14 protein-coding genes are annotated in these 20269 nt (G+C 72.1%); 6 read left to right on the top strand and 8 right to left on the bottom strand.

Translation table 11 applies throughout. The features are described 5' to 3' along the window. Positions 1-29: 29 nt before the first annotated feature. From QSK26_RS40095 to QSK26_RS40075, 5 genes are all read right to left on the bottom strand, one after another. A complete protein-coding gene (locus tag QSK26_RS40095) occupies positions 30-674 on the bottom strand; it encodes a TOMM precursor leader peptide-binding protein (RefSeq protein ID WP_285780611.1) in 645 nt (214 codons plus the stop codon). Next, positions 653-1942, bottom strand: a complete 1290-nt coding sequence (locus QSK26_RS40090) for a YcaO-like family protein (protein ID WP_285780610.1) — start codon at positions 1940-1942, stop codon at positions 653-655. The genes QSK26_RS40095 and QSK26_RS40090 overlap by 22 nt, the downstream gene beginning before the upstream one ends. A 476-nt stretch (positions 1943-2418) precedes the next feature. Beyond that, entirely contained in the window at positions 2419-3153 is a 735-nt protein-coding gene (locus QSK26_RS40085) for an AfsR/SARP family transcriptional regulator (RefSeq protein ID WP_285780609.1), read from the bottom strand. A gap of 177 nt (positions 3154-3330) precedes the next feature. Continuing rightward, entirely contained in the window at positions 3331-6600 is a 3270-nt protein-coding gene (locus tag QSK26_RS40080; protein WP_285780608.1) for an AfsR/SARP family transcriptional regulator, read from the bottom strand. 258 nt (positions 6601-6858) lie between these two features. Next, positions 6859-9270, bottom strand: a complete 2412-nt coding sequence (locus QSK26_RS40075) for an RICIN domain-containing protein (RefSeq protein WP_285780607.1) — start codon at positions 9268-9270, stop codon at positions 6859-6861. A gap of 761 nt (positions 9271-10031) precedes the next feature. Here QSK26_RS40075 and QSK26_RS40070 point away from each other — a divergent pair. Both QSK26_RS40070 and QSK26_RS40065 read left to right on the top strand, forming a co-directional pair. Next, entirely contained in the window at positions 10032-10811 is a 780-nt protein-coding gene (locus QSK26_RS40070) for a hypothetical protein (RefSeq protein ID WP_285780606.1), read from the top strand. Then, positions 10805-13531, top strand: a complete 2727-nt coding sequence (locus QSK26_RS40065) for an outer membrane protein assembly factor BamB family protein (RefSeq protein ID WP_285780605.1) — start codon at positions 10805-10807, stop codon at positions 13529-13531. Before QSK26_RS40070 ends, QSK26_RS40065 begins: the two co-directional genes overlap by 7 nt. A gap of 12 nt (positions 13532-13543) precedes the next feature. On the opposite strand, the gene QSK26_RS40060 is transcribed toward QSK26_RS40065, so the two are convergent. Next, positions 13544-14146, bottom strand: a complete 603-nt coding sequence (locus tag QSK26_RS40060; RefSeq protein ID WP_285780604.1) for a CGNR zinc finger domain-containing protein — start codon at positions 14144-14146, stop codon at positions 13544-13546. A gap of 66 nt (positions 14147-14212) precedes the next feature. On the opposite strand from QSK26_RS40060, the gene QSK26_RS40055 reads away from it, so the two are divergent. The 3 genes from QSK26_RS40055 (at position 14213) to QSK26_RS40045 (ending at position 17415) form a co-directional block, all read left to right on the top strand. Beyond that, a complete protein-coding gene (locus tag QSK26_RS40055; protein WP_285780603.1) occupies positions 14213-14602 on the top strand; it encodes a RidA family protein in 390 nt (129 codons plus the stop codon). A 189-nt stretch (positions 14603-14791) separates the two neighbouring features. Continuing rightward, the gene (locus QSK26_RS40050; RefSeq protein WP_285780602.1) at positions 14792-16204 is read left to right on the top strand and encodes an MFS transporter; all 1413 of its coding nucleotides are present in this window, start codon (positions 14792-14794) and stop codon (positions 16202-16204) included. A 113-nt stretch (positions 16205-16317) separates the two neighbouring features. Next, positions 16318-17415, top strand: coding sequence for a serine hydrolase domain-containing protein (locus tag QSK26_RS40045; RefSeq protein ID WP_285780601.1), 1098 nt, complete (start codon positions 16318-16320; stop codon positions 17413-17415). A 21-nt stretch (positions 17416-17436) separates the two neighbouring features. On the opposite strand, the gene QSK26_RS40040 is transcribed toward QSK26_RS40045, so the two are convergent. Both QSK26_RS40040 and QSK26_RS40035 read right to left on the bottom strand, forming a co-directional pair. After that, a complete protein-coding gene (locus QSK26_RS40040; RefSeq protein ID WP_285780600.1) occupies positions 17437-18345 on the bottom strand; it encodes an NmrA family NAD(P)-binding protein in 909 nt (302 codons plus the stop codon). A 189-nt stretch (positions 18346-18534) separates the two neighbouring features. Continuing rightward, positions 18535-19254, bottom strand: a complete 720-nt coding sequence (locus QSK26_RS40035) for an SDR family oxidoreductase (protein WP_285780599.1) — start codon at positions 19252-19254, stop codon at positions 18535-18537. 123 nt (positions 19255-19377) lie between these two features. On the opposite strand from QSK26_RS40035, the gene QSK26_RS40030 reads away from it, so the two are divergent. Next, the gene (locus tag QSK26_RS40030) at positions 19378-20265 is read left to right on the top strand and encodes a LysR family transcriptional regulator (RefSeq protein WP_285780598.1); all 888 of its coding nucleotides are present in this window, start codon (positions 19378-19380) and stop codon (positions 20263-20265) included. The last annotated feature ends 4 nt before the right edge of the window (positions 20266-20269 follow it).

Genomic DNA, 20269 nt, shown 5'->3' with positions numbered 1-20269 from the left:
GCCTGTCATCCGGCCTGTCATCCGGCCTGTCATCCGGCATGGGCCGGCTCCGATCCGCCGAGTCCCAGCAGCGCCCTGAGATCGCGTTCGGCGGGCGCCTCGCGGCACCGCGGGCAGGCGTGCTCCGCCACGACGTGGTGGCGGCTGACGGCCAGCGTCGGCAGGGCCACCGTCACCAGGTGTCCCGGCGACGGCCGGCCCGCGGCGGACTGCCGCAGCAGTCCGGCGGCCAGCCCCGCCGCGAGACGGGCGTGTTGCGGGAGGCTGCCGCGGGGCCCCAGCGTCCGGTCGCGTTCGTACCCGGCGCGCAACGCCGGGGTGGTGTCCCAGTGCGGGTCGTGCTGAACGGCACGCCGCTCGAAGCAGCGGAAGCACGGACCGTCTCCCGGCATGACGAAGGGACCCACGCGCAGGGTGAGATGGTCCAGGACGACCGGCAGCCACGGCACCCGGGTCTCGTGGGCGAGCCGGTCGGCGCGTTCGCACAGGGCGTGGTCCGCCCGCCACAGCGCGGCCACCACCACGTCCGGCCGCATGGCGAAGGACTCGTCGAGGTCCGTGCCGCGCAGGATCCGCGCCGCGGGCAGACACGTCTCCAGCACGGCGTTCACCTGGTGACCGAACTCGCCGCCGGAGAACAACACCGCCTTGCTCAGGCGAAGGGCTGCGGCCACGGATTCAACTCCTCCTCGGAAAGGACCCGGTACCCCATCAGACGGGGGGCGGTGTAGAGCCGGCTGTGCCCCTTGAACTGCGCCCAGGGATGGGTGCTCATGGGTTGCAGGTCCGGGATGACCACGTTGACCGCGGTGAGGCCGACGTCGCTCAGCTCCTGGGTGGTGCGGTCGAGCACCGCGACCTGCATCCCCGCCGCGGAGAGGCGGCCGGTCAGTACGGCGAGGGCCTGGCCGGGATCCCGCGGCAGTGACCCCCGTTCGCCCGGGGTGACCCCTCGGTCGCCCGTCCCGAGCAGGAAGTCGAAGGCGTGGGCCCGCTCCCGCGCGGCCATGAACCGGCTCGTCTCCCCGATCTCGCCCCGGATGTCCTCGTAGCCGGTGAGCGGGGCGGCGCGGTGGACGTGCTCGTCCCCGCCCAGCGTCTCGAGGAGTGCCTTCTCCGCCGCCTGGGCGAGGCTTCTGCCCGTGCCGGCCCCGACGAACCTGGACGCTCGCGGGTCGTGGTCGGCGGCCCCCACGGCGTAGACGGTGGGAACGCCGAGTTCGGAGGTGGCGTCCAGGAGGTGCACCCGCATGAACCTGCGCTCGAACCACTCGATGAGGGTGGCCATGGCGTCGGTGGTCAGGCCGGGCCGGAGCGGCGGCAGCGGCAGCCGTTGCAGCCACAGCACGGCGACGCTGTCACGCTCGACAACCTCGCAGATGCCCCGCACGACCGCTTCCACCGGGTCCGTGTGCACGGCGTAACCGGTGGAGATGGGGAAGGTGAACTGCTCGGCCGACACGGCGGGGTCCGCGGCGTAGCTGGCCATCACGGCCGGCACCCACAACGCCCTTCGCGTGACCAGGTCCAGCCCGCGCACCCACCGTATGGGGGCCGCGCGGTCGAAGGGCACGACGGGACATCTCGGATGGGCGTACTCCGTCGCGGAGCAGCGCGGGTATCGGCGTGGTTCCAGGCACCCGCCGGCGAGTTCGTCCGCGCTCGCCCACAGGGATTCCCCGTCGATCGGGGCCATCGCCGCGTAGCGCTCCGCCGCCTCGGCGACGGCCAGCAGCCGGGCGACCTCGGCCGACTCCGGAGAACTGCCGCCACACGTGACGTGGTGGTCCCGCAGCGCCCCTCTTCCCGGCCTGCCGCTACCGAGCCTGGAATAGCATCTGTGCGTTTCCCCCAGCTCCGACTCTTTGGCGGGCCGGTCGACGCCGCTTATCACGCCGAACGGGGAGACGAGTCCTTCAAAAGCTGCGAGCGTATCGGTCACATTGCTTTTTCGTGTTCCGCGCACGCCCATTCCTCGCCTCTTTTCCTTCTCTCCGACTCCGCGGACCGCAGGTCCGCGCCGGGCCCTCTCAGCGGAGCGCAGGGCAGGTCCGTCCCCTGCGCGCGGACCTTACCTGTGAACCGCCGCGTATCGACGACCCGGCGCGAAACCCCAGGACTTGCGCACCGTGCTCACCAGCACGTCGGAGGTTTTGCGCGTGTCCCGGCCCAGTTACACCTCGGCGAGCCGCCCGCCGCACCCCTGGCAGATGGGGCCGGCCGGAGCCAGGTCGAACTCTTCCGTCTCCTCGACCTCAAGATCGAAATCTTCGTTAGTCAATGCCACAGAAATCTCCCTTCGTCAGCGACGATCTTCTTGGTGGCCGGCATGAGCGCCTTTCCGTCACTTAGTTTCCCAGCCGGATCTTTCGCTGTTCTTTCGAGGATCTGTCGGGTAATCGCCGAGGGTGCCGGGTCTCAGACCGCCGCGGCGGCCGGTTCCGCCCTGACCGGGGTGGGCTCGCGGCGCAGGATCCGCGCCTGGAGATTCCGCAGGTCCGGCCCCGGCTCGACGCCGAGTTCCCCGACCAGCCGGTGCCGCAGGCCGGCGTAGTGGTCGAGGGCCTCCTGCCGGCGTCCGCCGTGGTACAGCGCGGCCATCAGCAGACCGGCGATGCGCTCGTCGAGTGGATGCTCCCTGGCCAGCCGGTACAGGTCCGGCGTGTCCTCCACGTGCCTGCCGAGCCGCAGGCCGGCCTCCGCCCGGCCTATCTGGGCGCTCGACAGCTCATGGTGGAGCTGGACGCGCACCCGCGCCGCCCAGTCCGAGCCGAGGCCGGGCAGCGGGAGCGCTCCCCAGAGCGCCAGCCCGCGATCGAACAGCTCGGCCGCCGCCTCGTCGTCTCCGTGCCGCGCCGCGTTCCGCGCCTGCCGCAGCCAGGCCCGGAACCTGTGCAGGTCCACGCTCTGCGGATCGACCGCGAGGAGATATCCGCCGCGCTCACGGCGTACCGGGCTCGCGGTGGCCCCGGGGTCGGCCCGGCCGAACGCCTGGCGCAGCCGGGTGGCGCAGGTGTAGAGGGAATCACGCGGGTGCCGCGGCAGATCGTCGCCCCAGATCTGCTGGATCACGGTGTCGTCGGACACGAACTGCTCCGGTTGCCAGGCGAGCGCGGCCAGCAGACGGCGCGCCGGCTCCGACTCCGGGCGCACGCACCCTCCACGACCGCTGACTCGTACGTAATTGAGCAGGTGAATCTCCATCGATAGCCCCCTGACTGGAATGGATCTCGATGTCCAACTTGGTACGCGCCCGCATGGCCGCCGTTCGGATCTTGTATGGCTACGGCAGGCGGACGGGACCGGCACCGCCGGAGGGGGCGGACCCGCTCACCCGGTGGACGTCGCCGCCTCGCCCGGCACGGGGACGCCGATGGCGTCGAACAGCGCACGGGCGGAACGCCAGGCCGCCTCCGCCGCCCGCTGATCACCGGCCCGCCGGTGCGCGTGTCCCAGCGTCGTCAGGGTGCGGGCGCGGACCAGCCGCTCTCCCATCCGCTCGGCGGCCCGCAGCGCCCGCCGGCACGCCTCGACGGCGCCCGCCGCGTCGCCGAGGTCGAGGAGGACCGCCGCCAGCACGCCGTGCGCGCGCCCCAGGGCCAGGGGGTTCCCCTCCAGCGCCAGCTCGATGGCCCGGCGGGCGTGCCGGTGGGCGTCCTCCGTCCGGCCCTCCCCGCGACGCGCCTCCGCCGCCGCGATGAGGACGTCCACCAGCCCGGTACGGTGCCCGGTACGGTCGGTGATCTTCAAGGCCAGGGTGACGTGCTTCATGGCGTCGCCGGTACGGCCGAGCCACACCTCCGCCAGCGCGAGCCCCGCGAGGGCGTCGACCTGGCAGTTCTGGTTCTCGGCCCGCCGCGCGATGTGCAACGCCTTCCGGTGCGCCTCGGCCGCCTCCTGGTACCGGCCCAGGTCGTTGTACACCCGCCCGAGGGTCTCGTAGGCCACGGCCTCGGCGTACCGGAAGTCGTTCCCGGTGGCGGCCTCGCAGGCCTGGTCGAGTGCGGTGATCGCGCCGTCGAAGTTGGCGCGCTTCTGCCGGATGAGCCCGAGGTTCACCAGGGTCAGCGCTTCGAGGTGCCGGTTCCCGGTGTCCACCGCGAGCGGCAGGGTGCGGGTCAGGCAGGACTCGGCCTCGTCCAGCACGCCGAGCGTCAGCAACGCCGACGCCAGGTTGTTGAGGGTCACCGCCTCCCCGCGTTTGTCACCGATCGCGCGGGCGATCGCGATCGAGGCCCGGTAGCGGGGAAGCGCCTCCTTCGGCTCGCCGAGTTGCTTGAGCACGACGCCGCCGCCCCGCAGCGCGATCGCCTCGCCCTTCGGCCAGCGGACCGACCGGGACAGCGTCTCGGCCCGCTCGTAGTGCGCCTTCGCCGTCTCCAGCTCGGCCATCCGCCACCGCGCGTGTCCCAGCGACAGGTGCATGGCGGCCCGGCCGGTGTCGTCGCCGGCGCCGTCCGCGGCAGCCAGCGCCAGCTCGGCGAGGCGGACCCACTCGGTGAGCGGCCTGCGATGGTGCAGCACATCCTGCACGGCGTCCACCAGCAGCCATGCCATGGGCCGCGGGCCGTGCTCGGCGGCATGGGCGATCGCGGCCGTGACGTCCTCCCACGCGGCGTCGATCCAGGCCATCGCCCGGGACTCGTCGTCGAAGGACTCCGCGACGGCGCCGGCCGGGGATCGCTCGTGCGGCACGACGAGCTCGTGGAAGCCGCTGATCCGCGTCACGTTCACGATCGAGGTCAGGTAGTAGTCGAAGAGGCGCTGGACGGCCGCGTGGCGATCGTCGTGGTGATCCTCCGCGGCGGCCCGCTCCGCCGCGTACTCCTTCAGCAGGTCGTGACAGGAGAAGCGGTCCGCGCCGATCTCCGACAGGAGATGGATGCGGGCGGCGGCGTCCAGCAGGTCACGCGCCTCGCCGGGGGACAGACCCGCCAGCGCCGCCGCGGCCGACGAGGTGAGCCCGCCGCTGGGCGCCAGCCCGAGCAGGCGGAACATGCGCCGGGCCGGCGGGGTCAGGGTCTGGTAGGAGAGGGTCAGCGCGGCCCGCACCGCCGTGTCCTCGTCTCCGTCGATGCTCAGCCGGGTCAGCCGCCCCCGCTCCGCCAGCTCCCTGACGTAGTCGTCCACGCCGTGATACGGCTGGTCCGCGAGCCGCGCCCCGGCCACCGTCAGAGGCAGCGGCAGGCGTCCGCACTGCTCCGCCAGCCGGGTCGCGGCGCCGGGTTCGGCGCTGATCCTCTCCTGCCCCACCCGCTGCGCGATCAGTTCCAGCGCCTCTTCGAGGCGGAGGGGGTCGAGCGAGAGCCGGCTGGCGCCGTCCAGCGCCACCAGGCCCGGGAGCCGGTCCCGGCTGGTGACCACGACCAGGGACCGGGGGTCACCGGGTAGCAGCGGACGGACCTGCTCCGGCCGGGCGACGTTGTCGAGCACCACCAGGACCTGCCGGCCGGCCAGCAGCGACCGGTAGAGCTGGCCCTGCGCGTCCACATGGTGCGGGATCTGGTCGGGCGCACGGCCGAGTGCCTGCAAGAGGAGCGGCAGGGCCTCCACCCGCGACATGGGTTTGCCCGGGTCGAATCCCCTCATGTCCAAGAAAAGCTGGCCGTCGGGGAACCGCTCGGCCGCCCGTCGTGCCCAGTGCACGGCCAAGGAAGTCTTCCCGGCCCCGGCGGCGCCGACGATGAGGACGACCCGGCTCGTGTCCGAGCTCAGCCGGTCGAGCCGCGCCAGCTCGACCTTGCGTCCGACGAAGCGCCCGGTGGAGGCGGGAAGCTGCCGCGGCACCGGGAACGAGCCGGCCGACGCGCCGGGGGGACCGGGCGTCTCCGGCTCCCGGGCCGCGGACACGTCACTCCGCAGGATCCGCTGGTGCAGCTCCCGCAGGCTTCCGCTGGGCTCCACCCCGAGCTCGCCGACCAGATAGTCGCGGAAACTCCGGTACGCCTCCAGCGCCTCGGGCCGGCGACCGCTCTGCTGGAGTGCGCGCATGAGCTGCCCCCGCAGCCGCTCCCGGAGCGGATTCTCCGGGATCAGCTCGCTCAGGTCCGCCACCACGTCCTGGAAGCGCTCCAGGGCCAGCATCACCTCGGCCTGGCACTCCAGGGCGTCCAGCCGCTGCTCGTTCAGCCGGGACGCCTCCGCGCGGATCGCGACGCCGCCGTTGACGTCGGCCAGGGGAGCGCCCCGCCAGAGCGCGACGGCCCGGCGATACGAGTCCAGGGCCTGGTCGAAGTCGCGGAGCCCCGCCGCCCGCTTCGCGGCGCCGACCAGCTCGGTGAACACCTCCGTGTCCAGCTCGCCGTCCCGCACGCGCACCAGATAGCCGGGGTTGCGGGTGACCACGAGGTCGCTCCCGCGAGCACCGCACGCCCGGCGTAACTCCGCGACCAACTGCCGCACCCGGGCGGCGGCCGAGGCCGGCGGCTCCTCGCCCCACAGGCCGTCCGTGATCCGCTGCACGGACACGGGACGGTTGGCCTGAAGCAGCAGGATCGCCGCCAGGAGCCGCTGCTGCCCCGTCAACGCGACAGGCCGGCCCTCGATGGTCAGCTCGACCGGGCCCAGCAGCCGGAACCGCACTCCCGATTCCGCTACCACGTAGTCATCCGGTCCTGTCTCCGCATGGTGAGTCCACCCTAATCCAGAAACCAGGACGCCCGCGGGGCTTCGCACGCCGTCGCCTCCCGGCCCGATCCGCTCCGGCCCCCGGCCGCTCCGGCTTCCCGCCTGGCGGGGGTGCCCGTCATCCACGCCGGGGCTCGGCTGAGCGCGAGGACGTGGATGACGGGGGCGTGTTCGTCACACGGGGACGATCCCCGGTTGACGCCGGAGAGACCGAGGGCCCCTCACCGGGCCTCAGGTCGTGGTGGGACAGGCGCCGGGTCCGCGCCAGCCGTCACACCAGTTCGCCTTCGGTCCCCAGATCGCTCCCACGGAGGGAAGGCCGTTCCCGGCGGTCAGGTCCTTCAGCGAGAAGGTGAGGAGATAGACCACGTTCCCGGCCTTCACCGTGTAGTTCCCGCCGAGGATGGGTCCCCAGAACATCCAGCGCTCGTTGCGGCCGGGGCCCGAGGGTTTGCTCGCGTCGTAGTAGTGGTCGGTGGTGAATATCGTCATGGCCCGCATCTGGTAGTTGACGACCTGGAAGTGCATGCTGACCACGCACTTGGGGCCGACGACATAGGCGCGGGTGTCGAGGAACATGCCCCCGACGGGTCCGCTGCCGGGCCGGTGGGCCGCGGTGTTCCAGTAGCCCTGGGCCCGGCACCTGCCGTGGCGTATGTCGACCAGCCGCTCCGGATACTTCACCGTGAACCATTCGTTCGCCGCCTTGGCGTCCGCCGCCCTCCCGGCCGGGGCCGGGCTCGCCGGGCCGGTCGCGCCGGCGTCCGAGGACGGGCCGGCCACCGTGGGCGTGATCCCGCCCGGTGTGATGGTGGTGGCGGTCTCCAGGGTCCAGGTCTGCTCGGGGCCGGTGTTGGCCGGCCACTGGATCAGTTTGGCGCCGTCGGCGGTGCTGCCGCCGCCGGACACCGACAGCATCAGGGAGCTGTTGACGTTCTTGAGGCGGCTCTCCGTGCCCGCCGGGTGGGCCTGCATGATCCACTGCTGTTCGGCGCCGGACCCGCACGGCCACTGAACGGCCTGCGCGCCGTTGGCGACGCTGCCGGAGCCGATCGCCAGGCACTGCCCGCTGCCGGCGTTCCTGAGCTGCCGCTGTGAGTTCCCGTGCCAGGCCCACCGCTGGTCGGTTCCGCTGCCGCAGGTGCGCTGCACCGCGGGGGCCGCGTTGGCGGTGCCGCTGACCGTCAGGCATCTGCCGCTCTTGACGTTGCGGATCCGGTAGGTGGGCGGGGCCGGGTCGGCGAGCGCCGTGGCGCCGCCGCCGCAGGCTTCCGGAGCCAGCGGGGTGAAGCCGTAGGTCTTGATCAGCCCGGTGTTCTGGCAGATCAGCGAGTTGGGCCCGGTGAAGACCTCACGCCAGGGGCTGGTCCGCTGCTTCGCCACCGGGATCACGTTGTACAACCGGCGCACCAGCGGCCGGCCGTAGTACTGGTTGAGGATGAACGGCCGCTCCACCGTGCCGTCAGCCTGGGCGAGCCCGCCCAGCACCCGGGCGGAGCGCTTGTCCGCGGCCACGCCTTCACGGCCGAGCATCTGACCGATGTAGTCGGCGATGGAGTACGGGATGACGCCGTCAATCTCCAGAGACTGTCCGTCGTTGGCCTGGATCGGGGACCCGTCGGTCCTCGTGGTGCGGATGCACGGGTACCGGTTCGCGGTGAGGTCGGCCTCGGTGATGCCGACCTTCGCCAGCCACGCCGTGCGTACCTGACCGGCCACCGGCAGCAGCGGCGTCGCCGGGAGGCCGCGTACGTCCGTGATCCGGCACTGGTAGAGGTCCCTCAACTCGGTGAGGGTCATGTCCGGCAGATCCGAGTAGTAGTGGGTGGCGTAGCTGACCCCGTCGGGGAACGCCGAGTAGTTGTCCACGACGGGACCCAGGGTGTCGGTCTCCGGCATCTGCACGACGTGCCCCATGCGGAGGTCGGGCCACTTGCGCGTCACGAAGGGCGAGATCGACACCGGCATGATCGCGGACGGGTCCGCCGCGACGGGCCCGGCGTCGTTCTCGTGGATCGGGGTTCCCTCGTAGGTGTCCTTGACGCACGGGTACTTCCCGCTGCTCACCTCCGCCTCGCTGATGTCGAGCGCCGCCAGCCACTCGCTGCGGACCAGTGACCCGGAGGCCGGCAGCAGCGGGTGGAACGCCGTCGAGGCGGGACCACAGGTGTACAGCTCCCGCAGGTAGTCCAGCCCCTTCCCGAGCAGGGCGACCCTGCGGTTCGTGGTGAACGTGATCCCGTCCAGCGCGTACGGCAGGTAGGTCACGTTGGGCACCGGGGCGGTCGGCAGCGAGCTCGGCTCGCCCCCCAGCCGGGCGAAGTCGAGACACCCGTCCGCGGCGCCGATCGAGTAGCCCAGCGCGCCCTGCCCGGCGGCATCGCTCAGCGGGCGGTTCAGCGTGCAGTCCGGGTGTGTCGCGGGATCCTTGGTGGTGATCGTGCGCTTCGCGCCGGGGTAGGCCCGGTAGGAGGCGAGTACCTTCTCCCCGTTGATGGTGATCTTGTCCGACAGCGCGTCCATCAGGTCCTGCGTGGTCGCCGACCCGACGCCGGCCAGCGACCGGTACGTCGGCGCTCCGGTCGGATCCGCCAGCGCCGCCTGGACGGGCAGTCCGCTGAGCGCGCTCGCCAGCAGCGCCACGCCCAACGAAGCGGCCGGCCATCTGAACCGGCCGGTTCTCCTGCTTTTTCGCCGTAACTGGTCCATGTGCGGTCCCCTCTGCCGGTCCCCGGCCGCCCAGTGCCCGGTCATGAGCCGAGCAGGGCACAGCCCCGCTGAAACGACCATGGGGGATCGGTCCGTAAACGTTTACCCGCTGTTAAATGGATCTTCAGCGATTTGTGGCGGTCAATGGTGTGCGGGCCGAGCGGAAAGGCCGATTTCTAGGGAAGTGCGGGTACGCCCACACGCATCCATGGGCCACGCCCACCGGTGATCATGCTGCGTCTCCTTGCTCAGCAGGTCCCGGTACGAAGATTGCCCCACCGGCATCCGGCATCACAAGTGAAATCTTCTACAGCACCATTAAGCTGATCTTCATGTTCACCGTGCAACGCATCCCGCCTCCCGGAAACGCCGAGGAGGGTTCTTTCAACGGATATGCATTGCGCTGACGACCGGTAACCGGTGACGACGCCGGCAGTGGAGAAATTCTCCGATAGCTCAACAGCGCGGCCGGCCCGGCTGTATACAGCAATACAGCGAGGGTTCGCCGTATACAGGGGGACGGTTTCATGGCCAAAGCGCGCCGGAACAGGCGTGCCGGACCGGCTCAGGCCAGATCGGCTCAGGCCAGATCGGCTCAGGCCAGATCGGCTCAGGCCGGTGCGGCTCCCGCCCCTCGGGCCGAGGCCGATCCGGCGGGGGACGCCGATCCGGCCGGGGCCGGGCGATGGAAGGCCATGTGGACGTGGCTGGCGGGGATCCTCAGCGCTGTGATCATCGCGGCGGTCGGTGTCGTGTTCACCGCCTGGTTCAACGCGCGCGGCTCCGACACGGTCGACCGGATCGGCGGGGAGCCCCCGATCAAGGTCGGCCACGTGGCCGTCGACTACGCCGAGCAGGACGCCGTTCTGCGGAAGCCGGTGACCGATCCCGGAGATCGAGCGGCCCTGCTCGGCAACGCGTCCGGCTCGCGACGGGACGCGGTCCTGGCGCGCCATCGGTGGGCCCCGCTCGAAAAGGCGGATGTCACCGTCGTCCTCATCGGGAACCGCAGCAGTCTGCGCATCGTCGACATCAAGCCGCGCGTCCTCGTCCGCGAGCCGGTCTCGGACGGCGCGCTGCTGATCCACACCCCCGCCGGAGAGGTCGGCACCATCGAGCTCGCCGCCGATCTCGACGACCCGGCCCCGCGCTTCGCCACCGCCGAAGACCTGGACATCTCGTACTTCAGAAAGAAGCAGATAGACCTGAAACGGGACGAGCGGGTCACGCTCGTCATGTCGATCACGGGCACGGCGGCGTACTACGAGTTCGATCTCCTGGTCACCGTGCTCGCGGAGGACCGGACCGAGCAGCTGACGATCAAGGGGCCGGACACGAGCCCGTTCCGGGTGACCGGCACCGCCGACGCCTACCGCGCCTACTACACCGTCTCCCCGGCCGGTGGCTGGCAGCCGATCTCCCGTGACCGGGCGTGTGCGATCGAGCGGAAGATCCAGAAGGTCGAGGGGTGCTGACCGTGCACCGGCGCCGCTCGGTCGCGGTCCTGCTCGCCGTGGTCCTGGTGGCCTGCGCGATCCCGGCCGCGGACGCTCCGCGGCTCCCGCTCGTACCCGTCGGGTGGCGTGTGGCGTGGTCGGTGCCCGCGGACGGCGGCACCGGCGAGTCGCCGTTCGAGAGTCCGCGCCACGCCGTGTCCGACCGCGCGGTCGCCGTGGCGACGCGCCAGGGCACCGTGCGGATCCACGATCCGCGTACCGGCGAGCACCGGCGCACCATCCCCGCCGGCCCGGCTCGCACCGCGCCGGTCACCGGCGTGTGGGTCGCGGCGGACACGCTGGTCGTGTCGAGGGGAACGCCGGACCTCGCCGGCCACACGCTGGACGGCCACGACCTGACCACGGGCGCCCCGCTGTGGCGCCGCACGATCGCCCTCGCCGGCCATCGGCCCCCGGCGGAGGGCGCCGGCGGGTACCGGGGCCCGCGGATCATGGTGACCGGGCGCGGCATCGCGGTGTTCGAACGGTCGGCCGAGCCCCTCGACATCCATGCGCTCGATCTTCGTACCGGGGCTACCACGGCACGGGTGACGTATCCGCGGGGCTGCCACCTGCGAGCCGCCGCGACCGCCCGATCGGTGGCGCTGCTCAGCCGGTGCGCGGGAGACGAACTGCGGCTCACCTCGATGGATCCGCGCACCTTGCGGCACGGGTGGACGCGGCTGCTGTCATCGTTCGCCTCGCCGCCGGACGGCGGCCCTCCGATCCAGGTCACGGCCAACGCGGAGGGATACGTGCACGCCTCGGTGGGGGACGACGACTTCTTCTACGGGGCGGACGGCCGCCTGCTGTCCACCGATCCGGAAACCGCCGGGGTCACGACCCCGGCCCGCTGGAGCCCGCCCCTGTACGCCGGCTCGTACTCCGCGCCGGCAGGCCGGGGCGCGGACCTCCACGACGGGTGGCCGTTGCCCGCCTACCTGATCTCCGTGGACTCCGGCACCGGACGGCTCGGCGGACTGCCGCTCGACATGCCCGCCCATCTTGCATCTCTTGTCGGGACGATCCGGGACATGGCCTTCGTGTACAACGATGTCCCCGGTGACGGCCGGATCATCGCGTACGAGCTGATCTACGGACTTTCCCGCGGTCCGGCCCGGTTCGGCGATGTGCCGGCGAGCGCCTGGCCGGATGCCTGCGCCCTGCTGACCGGCCGTGACCTGTCCGTCCTCGCGGACGGCTACCGCGCGGTTCCCGGCGGGGACGAGCCGGTGGGAACGGCGCCGGCGAAATGCGACTGGATACCGCCCACAGACGACGGCGCCGTCGTCTCGCTCTCCGTGGAATGGGTGTCCTCGTCGAGCGCGGGCGCGGGCAGGCTGTTCGCCGCCGAGGCCGCCGCCGTCAAGGAGGCCGGCGCCTTCGATCCCACCACCGAGGAGCCGGGATTCCTCTCCTACAGCGTGGCCAGGACGAACGGGATCTACGGCGCGACGATCATCAATGTGGGCGCCGTCGTCGTCCGGCTGAGCTCCTCCTCACGGCAGGCGGTGCGGCTCGTCTCCCCGTCGCTACGGGACAATCTGCTCGCACGTCATCAGCCGGGCGTCCGCGCTCCCGGCCCCGTACGCGGGCGCGGCTGGAGCCATCCGACCGACGCGGTCGTCCATGCCGAGCCGGTGGTGGCCGGCGGTGTCGTCTACGCCACGAGCGGCGATGGCACGGTGTCCGCGCTGGACGCCGCCACCGGCGTGATCCGGTGGCGGTTCCAGACGGGCGGTCCCCTGGTGTTCGATCACGCGGTGGCGGACGGCACCGTGTTCGCCGCGAACTCGTCCGGCAGGCTGGTGGCACTGGACGCCGCCACCGGCCGGATGAGGTGGAGTCGCAGGATCGGCGCGGCCGGCGGCCTCGCGGTCGCGGCGGGCCGCCTCCACGTCTGGACCAGGAACCCCGCCTGGGCCGTGCACGCCGAGGTCGGCACGCTGGACGCCGCCTCCGGCAGGAGGTTGTGGACCTTCCGCCCGGAGGGCCAGGTACTCAACCCCGATCCCGTCCTCGCCGGCGAAGTCGTCCATGTCGGCGGCGACCACGGCATGGTGTACGCGCTGGACGCCGCCTCGGGAGCACGGAAGTGGCGGTTCCGGGCCGGCGGGGGACGGGCCCGCACCCATCTGGTGCGGGCCGGCGGTGTCGTCTACTCCGCGAGCACCGACGGCGAGGTGCACGCGCTGGAAGCCGCCTCCGGGAGAGTCCGCTGGAGCGCGGAGATCGACGGCTCCGCCGACTTCCGCCCGATGGTGACCGGCGGGATCGTGTACGTCGGCGGCAGGGACGGCACGACGTACGCGCTGGACGCCGGCTCCGGCACGCGGCTGTGGCGCTTCCGGACCGGGGGCGAGCAGTCCGGCTACCGGTGGGACGTCGCGGTGGCCCGGGGCCATGTGTACACCGCCGGCGCCGACGGCAGGCTGTACGCGCTCGACACCGTCACCGGCGCGCCGCGATGGAGCCTCCCGCTGGGCAGGGGCCCTGTCTCCGGCCCCGTGGCGGAAGGCGGAACCGTTCACATCGGGGACGGTGCGGGAACGCTTCACGCGCTTGACGCCGTCACCGGCAGGCTCCGATGGAGCTTCCGAACCGGCGGCACCGTCGAGACCGGCCCGGTCGTGGCAGGTGGCTTCGTGTACGTGGGCAGCTCGAACGGCAACGTGTACGCGTTGCCCGCGGCAGGCTAGGCGCGGGCCCTCTCACGGCTCGGTGGCTCGGCGGGCGCGGAGAGCGCGGAGCTTGTGGCGGTTGCCGCAGCGCTCCATCGCGCACCAGCGCCGGGCGCCGGGGCGGGAGGAGTCGACGAAGACCAGCGGGCAGTTGTCGCCCGCGCACTCGCGGATGCGCCCGGACAGCGGCCCGGACAGCAGGTCGATCATCTCCCGCGCCAGCGTGGACAGCGCCTGCGTCGCCCGAACCGGCGGCGCCCATCCTGCGGTCGTGCCGCCGGCGGCGAGCTCGGGGACCAGCGGGGCCGTGCTCGCGGCCCGGTTGATGGTCGCGACCGCCCCGGTGGGAAGGGGGCGACCCGCGGCCTGGGCGTGCGCCGTGTCCCAGATCGCCTGGCGGAGGGCCTTTGCCGCGGTCAGCTCGCGAACGGTCACGGGGACCGTCATGGCCGCGCCCAGCGACGGCTGGGCCAGCCACTCGGCCAGATCGGCAGGCTCGTGCAGGGTCTCGAACACCGCGTACCGGCCTTCGCCGCCCGTGTGGGCGAAGTCCAGGCAGACGGCGCCGGCGTCGAACCAGAACGACCCGCCCTTGGGGTCGTGCAGCATCCGGCCGGTTGCATTCGCTCGCATGTAACCACTATAACTGGCGTCACACGACACCGCTATAACCGGTGTCATCGTCACGGGAGGCAGCACATGGGCGTACGACACGTCAATCCGGAAGGGCTCCACCGCAGTCCGGCCTTCAGCCAGGCCGTCGTGGTCGAACAGCCGGCGAAGACGATCTACATCGGCGGGCAGAACGGTGTCGACGCCGACGGCAAGATCGTCGGCCCCACGGTCGGCGAGCAGGCCCTCCAGGTGTTCCGCAACCTCGCGACCATCCTGGAGAGCGAAGGGGCGACCCTGGCCGACATCGTGCACTGGCGCATCGCCGTGGTGGAGGGTCACACGTTCGACGAAGGGGTGGCCGCCTTCCAGCAGGTGTGGAACCGGGCCGACCCGCCGCCGGCCATCACGGTCCACGTCGTCGCCGGCCTGGGCCCCGGGTACCTCGTCGAGATCGACGCCGTGGCCGTCGTGTGACCCCGGCGGGCGGGGCCGTCCACCGGTCGCGGCGCCGATGCCCGTGCCCCGGCCCCGGTCCCCGGCCGCCCGGGTGGCCCACTGCCCGGGGCGACCGCACACCGCCGCATCCGCGCCTCCGAACGACCACGATCCGCGTCGGATGAGGGTTCCGATGCGGCACATACCGGCGAAACGAATGAACGGATCATGACGAACGAAGCCGATGCCCCACCGGCCGGGCGGAGTGCCGCCAAGCCGCCCGCTCCCGCCTGGGCGATCGTCGGGCTGATCTGTCTGGCGCAGTTCATGATGGTCCTCGACGTCGCGATCGTGAACGTCGCGCTGCCCGCCATGGAATCCGAGCTCCGCCTGGGCGCCGAGGGGCTGCAGTGGGTGGTCAACGGCTACATCCTCACCTTCGCCGGGTTCCTGCTGCTGGGCGGCCGGGCGGCCGACCTCTACGGACGCAGGCGCACCTTCGTCGCGGGCCTGGCCGTGTTCGCGATCGCCAGCCTGGCCGGCGGGCTCGCCACCACGCCGGAACTGCTGATCGCCGCGCGGGCGTCCCAGGGACTCGGCGCGGCCGTGGTCTCCCCGGCCACGCTGACGATCCTCACCACCGCGATCCCCGCAGGACCGGCGCGGGCCAGGGCCATCGCCACCTGGGGCGCGGTCGGCGCGGCCGGCGGGGCGGCGGGGTCGCTCGCCGGCGGGCTGCTCACCGACTACCTGTCGTGGCGCTGGATCCTGCTGATCAACGCGCCGATCGGGGCGGTCGCGATCATCGCGGCGCTGCGCCTGTTAGCCGAGAGCCGCGACCTCGGCTCCCGCAGGCTCGACCTGACCGGCGCGATCACCGTGACAGCCGGCCTGTCGGCGCTGGAGTTCGGCGTGCTGCAGACCGCCGCCCACGGCTGGGGCTCGGCGCGCGCGCTGGTCCCGATGGGCGTGGGCGTGCTGCTGCTCGCCGTGTTCGTCCTGGTACAGGCCAGGTTCGCGCGGGCGCCGCTGATGCCGCTGCGCATCTTCCGGGCCCGCTCCGTGTCCGGCGCGATCCTCGTGTCGTTCCTGCTGGGCGCCGCGGGCTTCGCGGTCTGGTACTTCCTGTCCCTCTACATGCAGCAGGTACTGCACTACAGCGCGCTCCAGACCGGCCTGGCGTTCCTGCCGCACACCCTCGCCATCGTCGTCGCCTCCAAGGCCACGCCGCGGCTGATGGGCCGGATCGGCCTGCGTCCGCTGCTCACCGCGAGCGCGCTGATCTCGGCGGCGGGCTTCGCCTGGCAGGCCACGATCACGCCAGAGAGCGGCCTGCTCACCGGCATCGTGCTGCCGGGCATCCTCATCACCGGCGGGATGGGACTCAGCGCCGCGCCGATCGCCATGGCCGCCACGGCCGGGATCGCCCCCGGCGAGGCGGGGCTGGTCTCCGGCATCCTCAACTCCTCCCGCCAGGTCGGCGGCTCGCTCGGCCTGGCCGCGCTGACCACCCTGGCCGCCACCCACACCGGCACGCTCACCTCCGGGTACGCCCTGGCGTTCTGGGCCTGCGCCGCCCTCGTGGCCGCCGGGGCGGTAGCCGTACTCGCCCTTCCGAGGACCCCGGGGGAGCCCGCCTGACGAGCGCGACCGCCGTCGAACCGGTCACCGCCTCCCTTGTGTGGGATACCCTCCCCCCGTATATTGCCGGTACGAAGCAGGGCAGGCCGGGCTGTCGTGGAAGGAGGAAGACCGTGCCGAAGGCCGAAGGGTTCGTCGCGGACGGCTATGAAGGTGTGCGCGAGGTCTTTCAGAAGCTCCTGGACGAGGGCAGGGAGACCGGGGCCGGGGTGTCGGTCTGGCGGGAGGGCCGGGAGGTCGTCCGATTGAGCGGCGGGTGGGCCGACGCCGGGCGGCGGCGTCCGTGGCGGGACGACACCCTCGTCCAGCCCTACTCCTTGTCGAAGACGTTCGTGACGCTGGCCGCCCTGGTCGCGGTCCGTGACGGCGCGCTCGCCCTGGACGAGCCGGTGGGCGCGTACTGGGCCGGGTACGGGGTGCACGGCAAGGAGCGCACCACCCTACGCCAGGTGCTCACGCACCAGGCGGGCCAGCCGCGCTTCCCGGCCGAAGCCGCGGGCCTGGACCTGCTGGACGACGCCGGGCTGCGGGCGAGCCTGGCGCGCGCGGCGCCGGAGTACGTGCCCGGCACGTCGCTCGGCGAGCACGCGCTGACCTATGGGCACCTGGTCGACGGCATCCTGCGCGGGGCCGCCGGCACCACGCTGGGCGAGGTGTTCGACGAGGTGGTACGCCCCGCGCTGGAGCTGGACGCCTGGTTCGGCGTACCCGATCACGAGTCGGCACGGGTCGCCGACCTGGAGTACGCCCACCCGGACTGGCCGCGCCGGTTGCACGCGGCGCCGTGGCTGGAGATCCCCGACGGCGTGCTGGACGTCGGGCGGGCGAACTCCGACGCCTGGCGGAAGGCGGTGTTCGGCGCGGTCAACCTGCACACCAGCGCCACCGCCATGGCGGCCTTCTTCTCCCGCCTGACCCGCGACGACGGCCCCGTACGCGCCCTGCTCGGCCCGTCGCTGCACGACGAACTGCTCGCTCCCCAGGTGACGGATTTCGACGAGGTCTTCGGCACCAGGATCACCTGGACGCTCGGCTTCGTCCGCGACCACGGCAAGATCGCCAAGGGCGGGATCGGCGGCTCGGCGGCCTGGTGGTCGCGCAGGCACCACCACGCGTGCGCGTACCTGACCCGCCGGTTGGACGACCACTCCCGCGCCGCCGAGATCGCCGCCGCGCTGGGCGACGACCTCACCGTGGTCGGCGAAGACTGACCGACGCCTCGTGGCTGGTCGTCAGGGAGCGGGGGCGAAGTAGGGGCCGCTGGTGTCGAACTCGGGCCTGTTCGCGAGGACGAACTGCTCGACGGACAGCGGGGCGTGATGGCCGATCTTCTCGACGTTGTCGTTCGTGCCGGCGAACACGCCGTTCCGGTAGTCGACGGCGACGTTGCTCAGGTGCTGGATGAGGTGCGCGGGCAGACCGCGTTCCGCCATGGCCGAGGCGAACTCCTCGACGCTGATCGGCTCGTAGTGCACCGGGAAGCCGAGCGTGCCGGCCATGGTCCGGGCGATGTCCTGGTGGTTCAGTTCGACCGGGCCGTGCAGGGTGAGGACCGCGCGGTCGTGCGGCTCGGGGTCGAGCAGCACGGCGGCGATCACGTGGGCCTGGTCGGCCGAGGCGATCGGCGCGTGCCGGCCCTCGCCGAACGGAAGCCGCAGGTACCCTTCGCCGTCCCGCACCTCCCACCATGACGTCAGCCACTCGGCGAAGAAGGTCGGCCGCAGGTGCGCGGTGAGCAGGTCCGTCCGGTCGAGCAGGCGCTCGGACAGCCAGTGCTGCCGGGCGGCGTCGCTGCCCGCCTCCCGCCGGGCGGAGATCTGCGACATGTTGACCACGGACCGGACGCCGGCCTCGGTCGCCGCCTGGGCGAAGTAGGTCGTCGCCTCGATGAGACCGGGATGGATCGGATAGCACAGGTAGGCGCCGGTCACGCCCTGCAGCGCCGCGGCCACGCCGTCCAGGTCGTGGAAGTCCGAGACGACGACCTCGGCGCCGGCCTCGGCCAGCGAACGGGAGCGCGCGTCCTCACGGTGCACCATCGCCCGGACCCGGTGACCGCGCCGCAGCAGCAGGTCGATCGTGCCGCTTCCGGTCTTGCCGGTCGCACCGGTGACCAGGAAAAGCCTGTCATCGTGAGTCATCCGAACACCTTTCGTAGGACTACGGGTTGCCGTCGAAGGGAGAACAGCGCTTCTTCGGGGCGTCTCGCGGCCGCCCTGTTCACGCGGCACAACGGCGTGTAGTCCCTCGACATAACCGGTTCACTGACTGAACTAGCCCTGGTGGCCACCGTAGCACGCCCGGTTCAGTGAGTGAACCGGAAAGACGGGTCAGACGAGGATGTGCCCGCCGTCCACGGTGAGGACGGTCCCGGTGGCGAACGGCTCGGTCATCAGGAACACGTACGCCCGGGCGATGTCCTCGACCTCGCCGACCCGCCCCACCGGGATCGCGGCGCCGACCTCGGTGTACATCCGCTCGCGCTCCTCTTCCCCCATCCCGGACCACAGCGGGGACCGTACGAAGCCGGGCGACACGACGTTCACCCTGACGGGCGCGAGCTCGACGGCCAGCGCCTTGGTCAGGGACTCCATGGCGCCGCAGATGCTCGCCGCGACCGCCCAGCCCGGGCCCGGCCGGTCCTTGGCGGTGCCGGTGGTGAGGGTGACCGACCCATCCTTGCGCAGGTACGGCAGCACGGCGCGGACCGCCCCCAGTGCGCCGAAGTAGCGCAGTGTGAAGAAGTTCCACGCCGCGTCCAGGTCGAGCGTGTCCATCGGCATCAGCTTCAGCGGCTCGCCGGCGGTGTAGACCAGGTGGGTGAACTCGCCGAGGTCGTCGAACAGCCGGCCCACCGCCTGGGCGTCGGTGAGATCGACGACGCGGCCGTCGCAGCGGTCGGGCAGCCGGGTGAGCGCGTGGTCGACACTGGCCCGCCGGCTGGAGGCGACCGTGACCACGGCGCCCTGTCGCGCGGCCGCCTCCGCGGTGGCCAGCCCGATGCCCGAGGTGCCGCCGAGCACGACGACGCGTTGACCTTGCAGATCCATGATTCGGCCCTTCACAGACGGGATTCGGATGTCTCCACGATGGACCCGGCCCATCGCCGCCGTCCAAAACCCTCTACCCCGCCTGTAATACCCTATGGGTATCAAAGGTGGAAGGAGGCGCTGGTGGACGTCGATCTGCGGAAGCTGCGGTACTTCGTCGCGGTGGCCGAGCGGCTGCATTTCGGGCGGGCGGCCGAGGCGTTGCACATCGCGCAACCCGTGCTGTCCCGCCAGATCCGGGTGCTGGAGGAGGAGCTGAAGGCGCAGCTCTTCGTGCGTACCAAGCGGGCCACCGAACTCACCGCCGCAGGCGAGCAACTGCTCGCCGACGCCGGCCCGCTGCTGGCCTCGGCCGAGGCGCTGCGCCGCCGCGTCAGCCGCGCCGCGCGCGGCGCCGACATCTTCACCGTCGGATTCATGCCCGGACTGATCGTCACTCCGGCGGTCCGGGCGCTGCGCGAACGTCACCCCGGGCTGAGCGTGGAGGTGGTGCGCACGACCTGGGACGACCAGACCGAGGCCATCCACGATGGGCGGGTGGACATCGGCTACGTGCGCCTGCCGATCGACCAGCGCGGACTGAGAGTCCGGCCGCTGCTGACCGAGCCGCGCGTCGCCGTGCTGCCCGCCGGCCACCGTCTCGCGGGTAAGGACATGATCGGCATCGCCGACCTCGCCGACGAGCACCTTCTGCAGAACCCCGATGCCGTTCCCGAATGGCGCGACATCGCCACCGAGCTGCGGCGGCCGGGCACGCGCCGCCCCGCGCCGGTCTTCCACGCGGTGGAGGAGAAGCTCGAACACGTCGCGGCGGGCCACGGCGTCATCGTCCTGCCGCTGTCCGTGGTGACCTTCTACACCCGGCCGGACGTCACCTACGTCCCGATTGCCGACATCCCGCCGAACCAGGTGTGCCTGGCCTGGGACAGCGCCCGCCGCAACCCCCTGATCGGCGAGTTCGCCGCCATCGCGACGGACCTCCGGGCCGACGCCCCCTCACCCGCCGGGTGACGCC

Origin of the sequence: Microtetraspora sp. NBRC 13810 (assembly GCF_030268685.1) — a bacterium.
Lineage (GTDB): Bacteria > Actinomycetota > Actinomycetes > Streptosporangiales > Streptosporangiaceae > BSRQ01.
The sequence above is the reverse complement of the archived record's forward strand: the minus strand, read 5'-3'. Positions and strand labels throughout refer to the sequence as shown.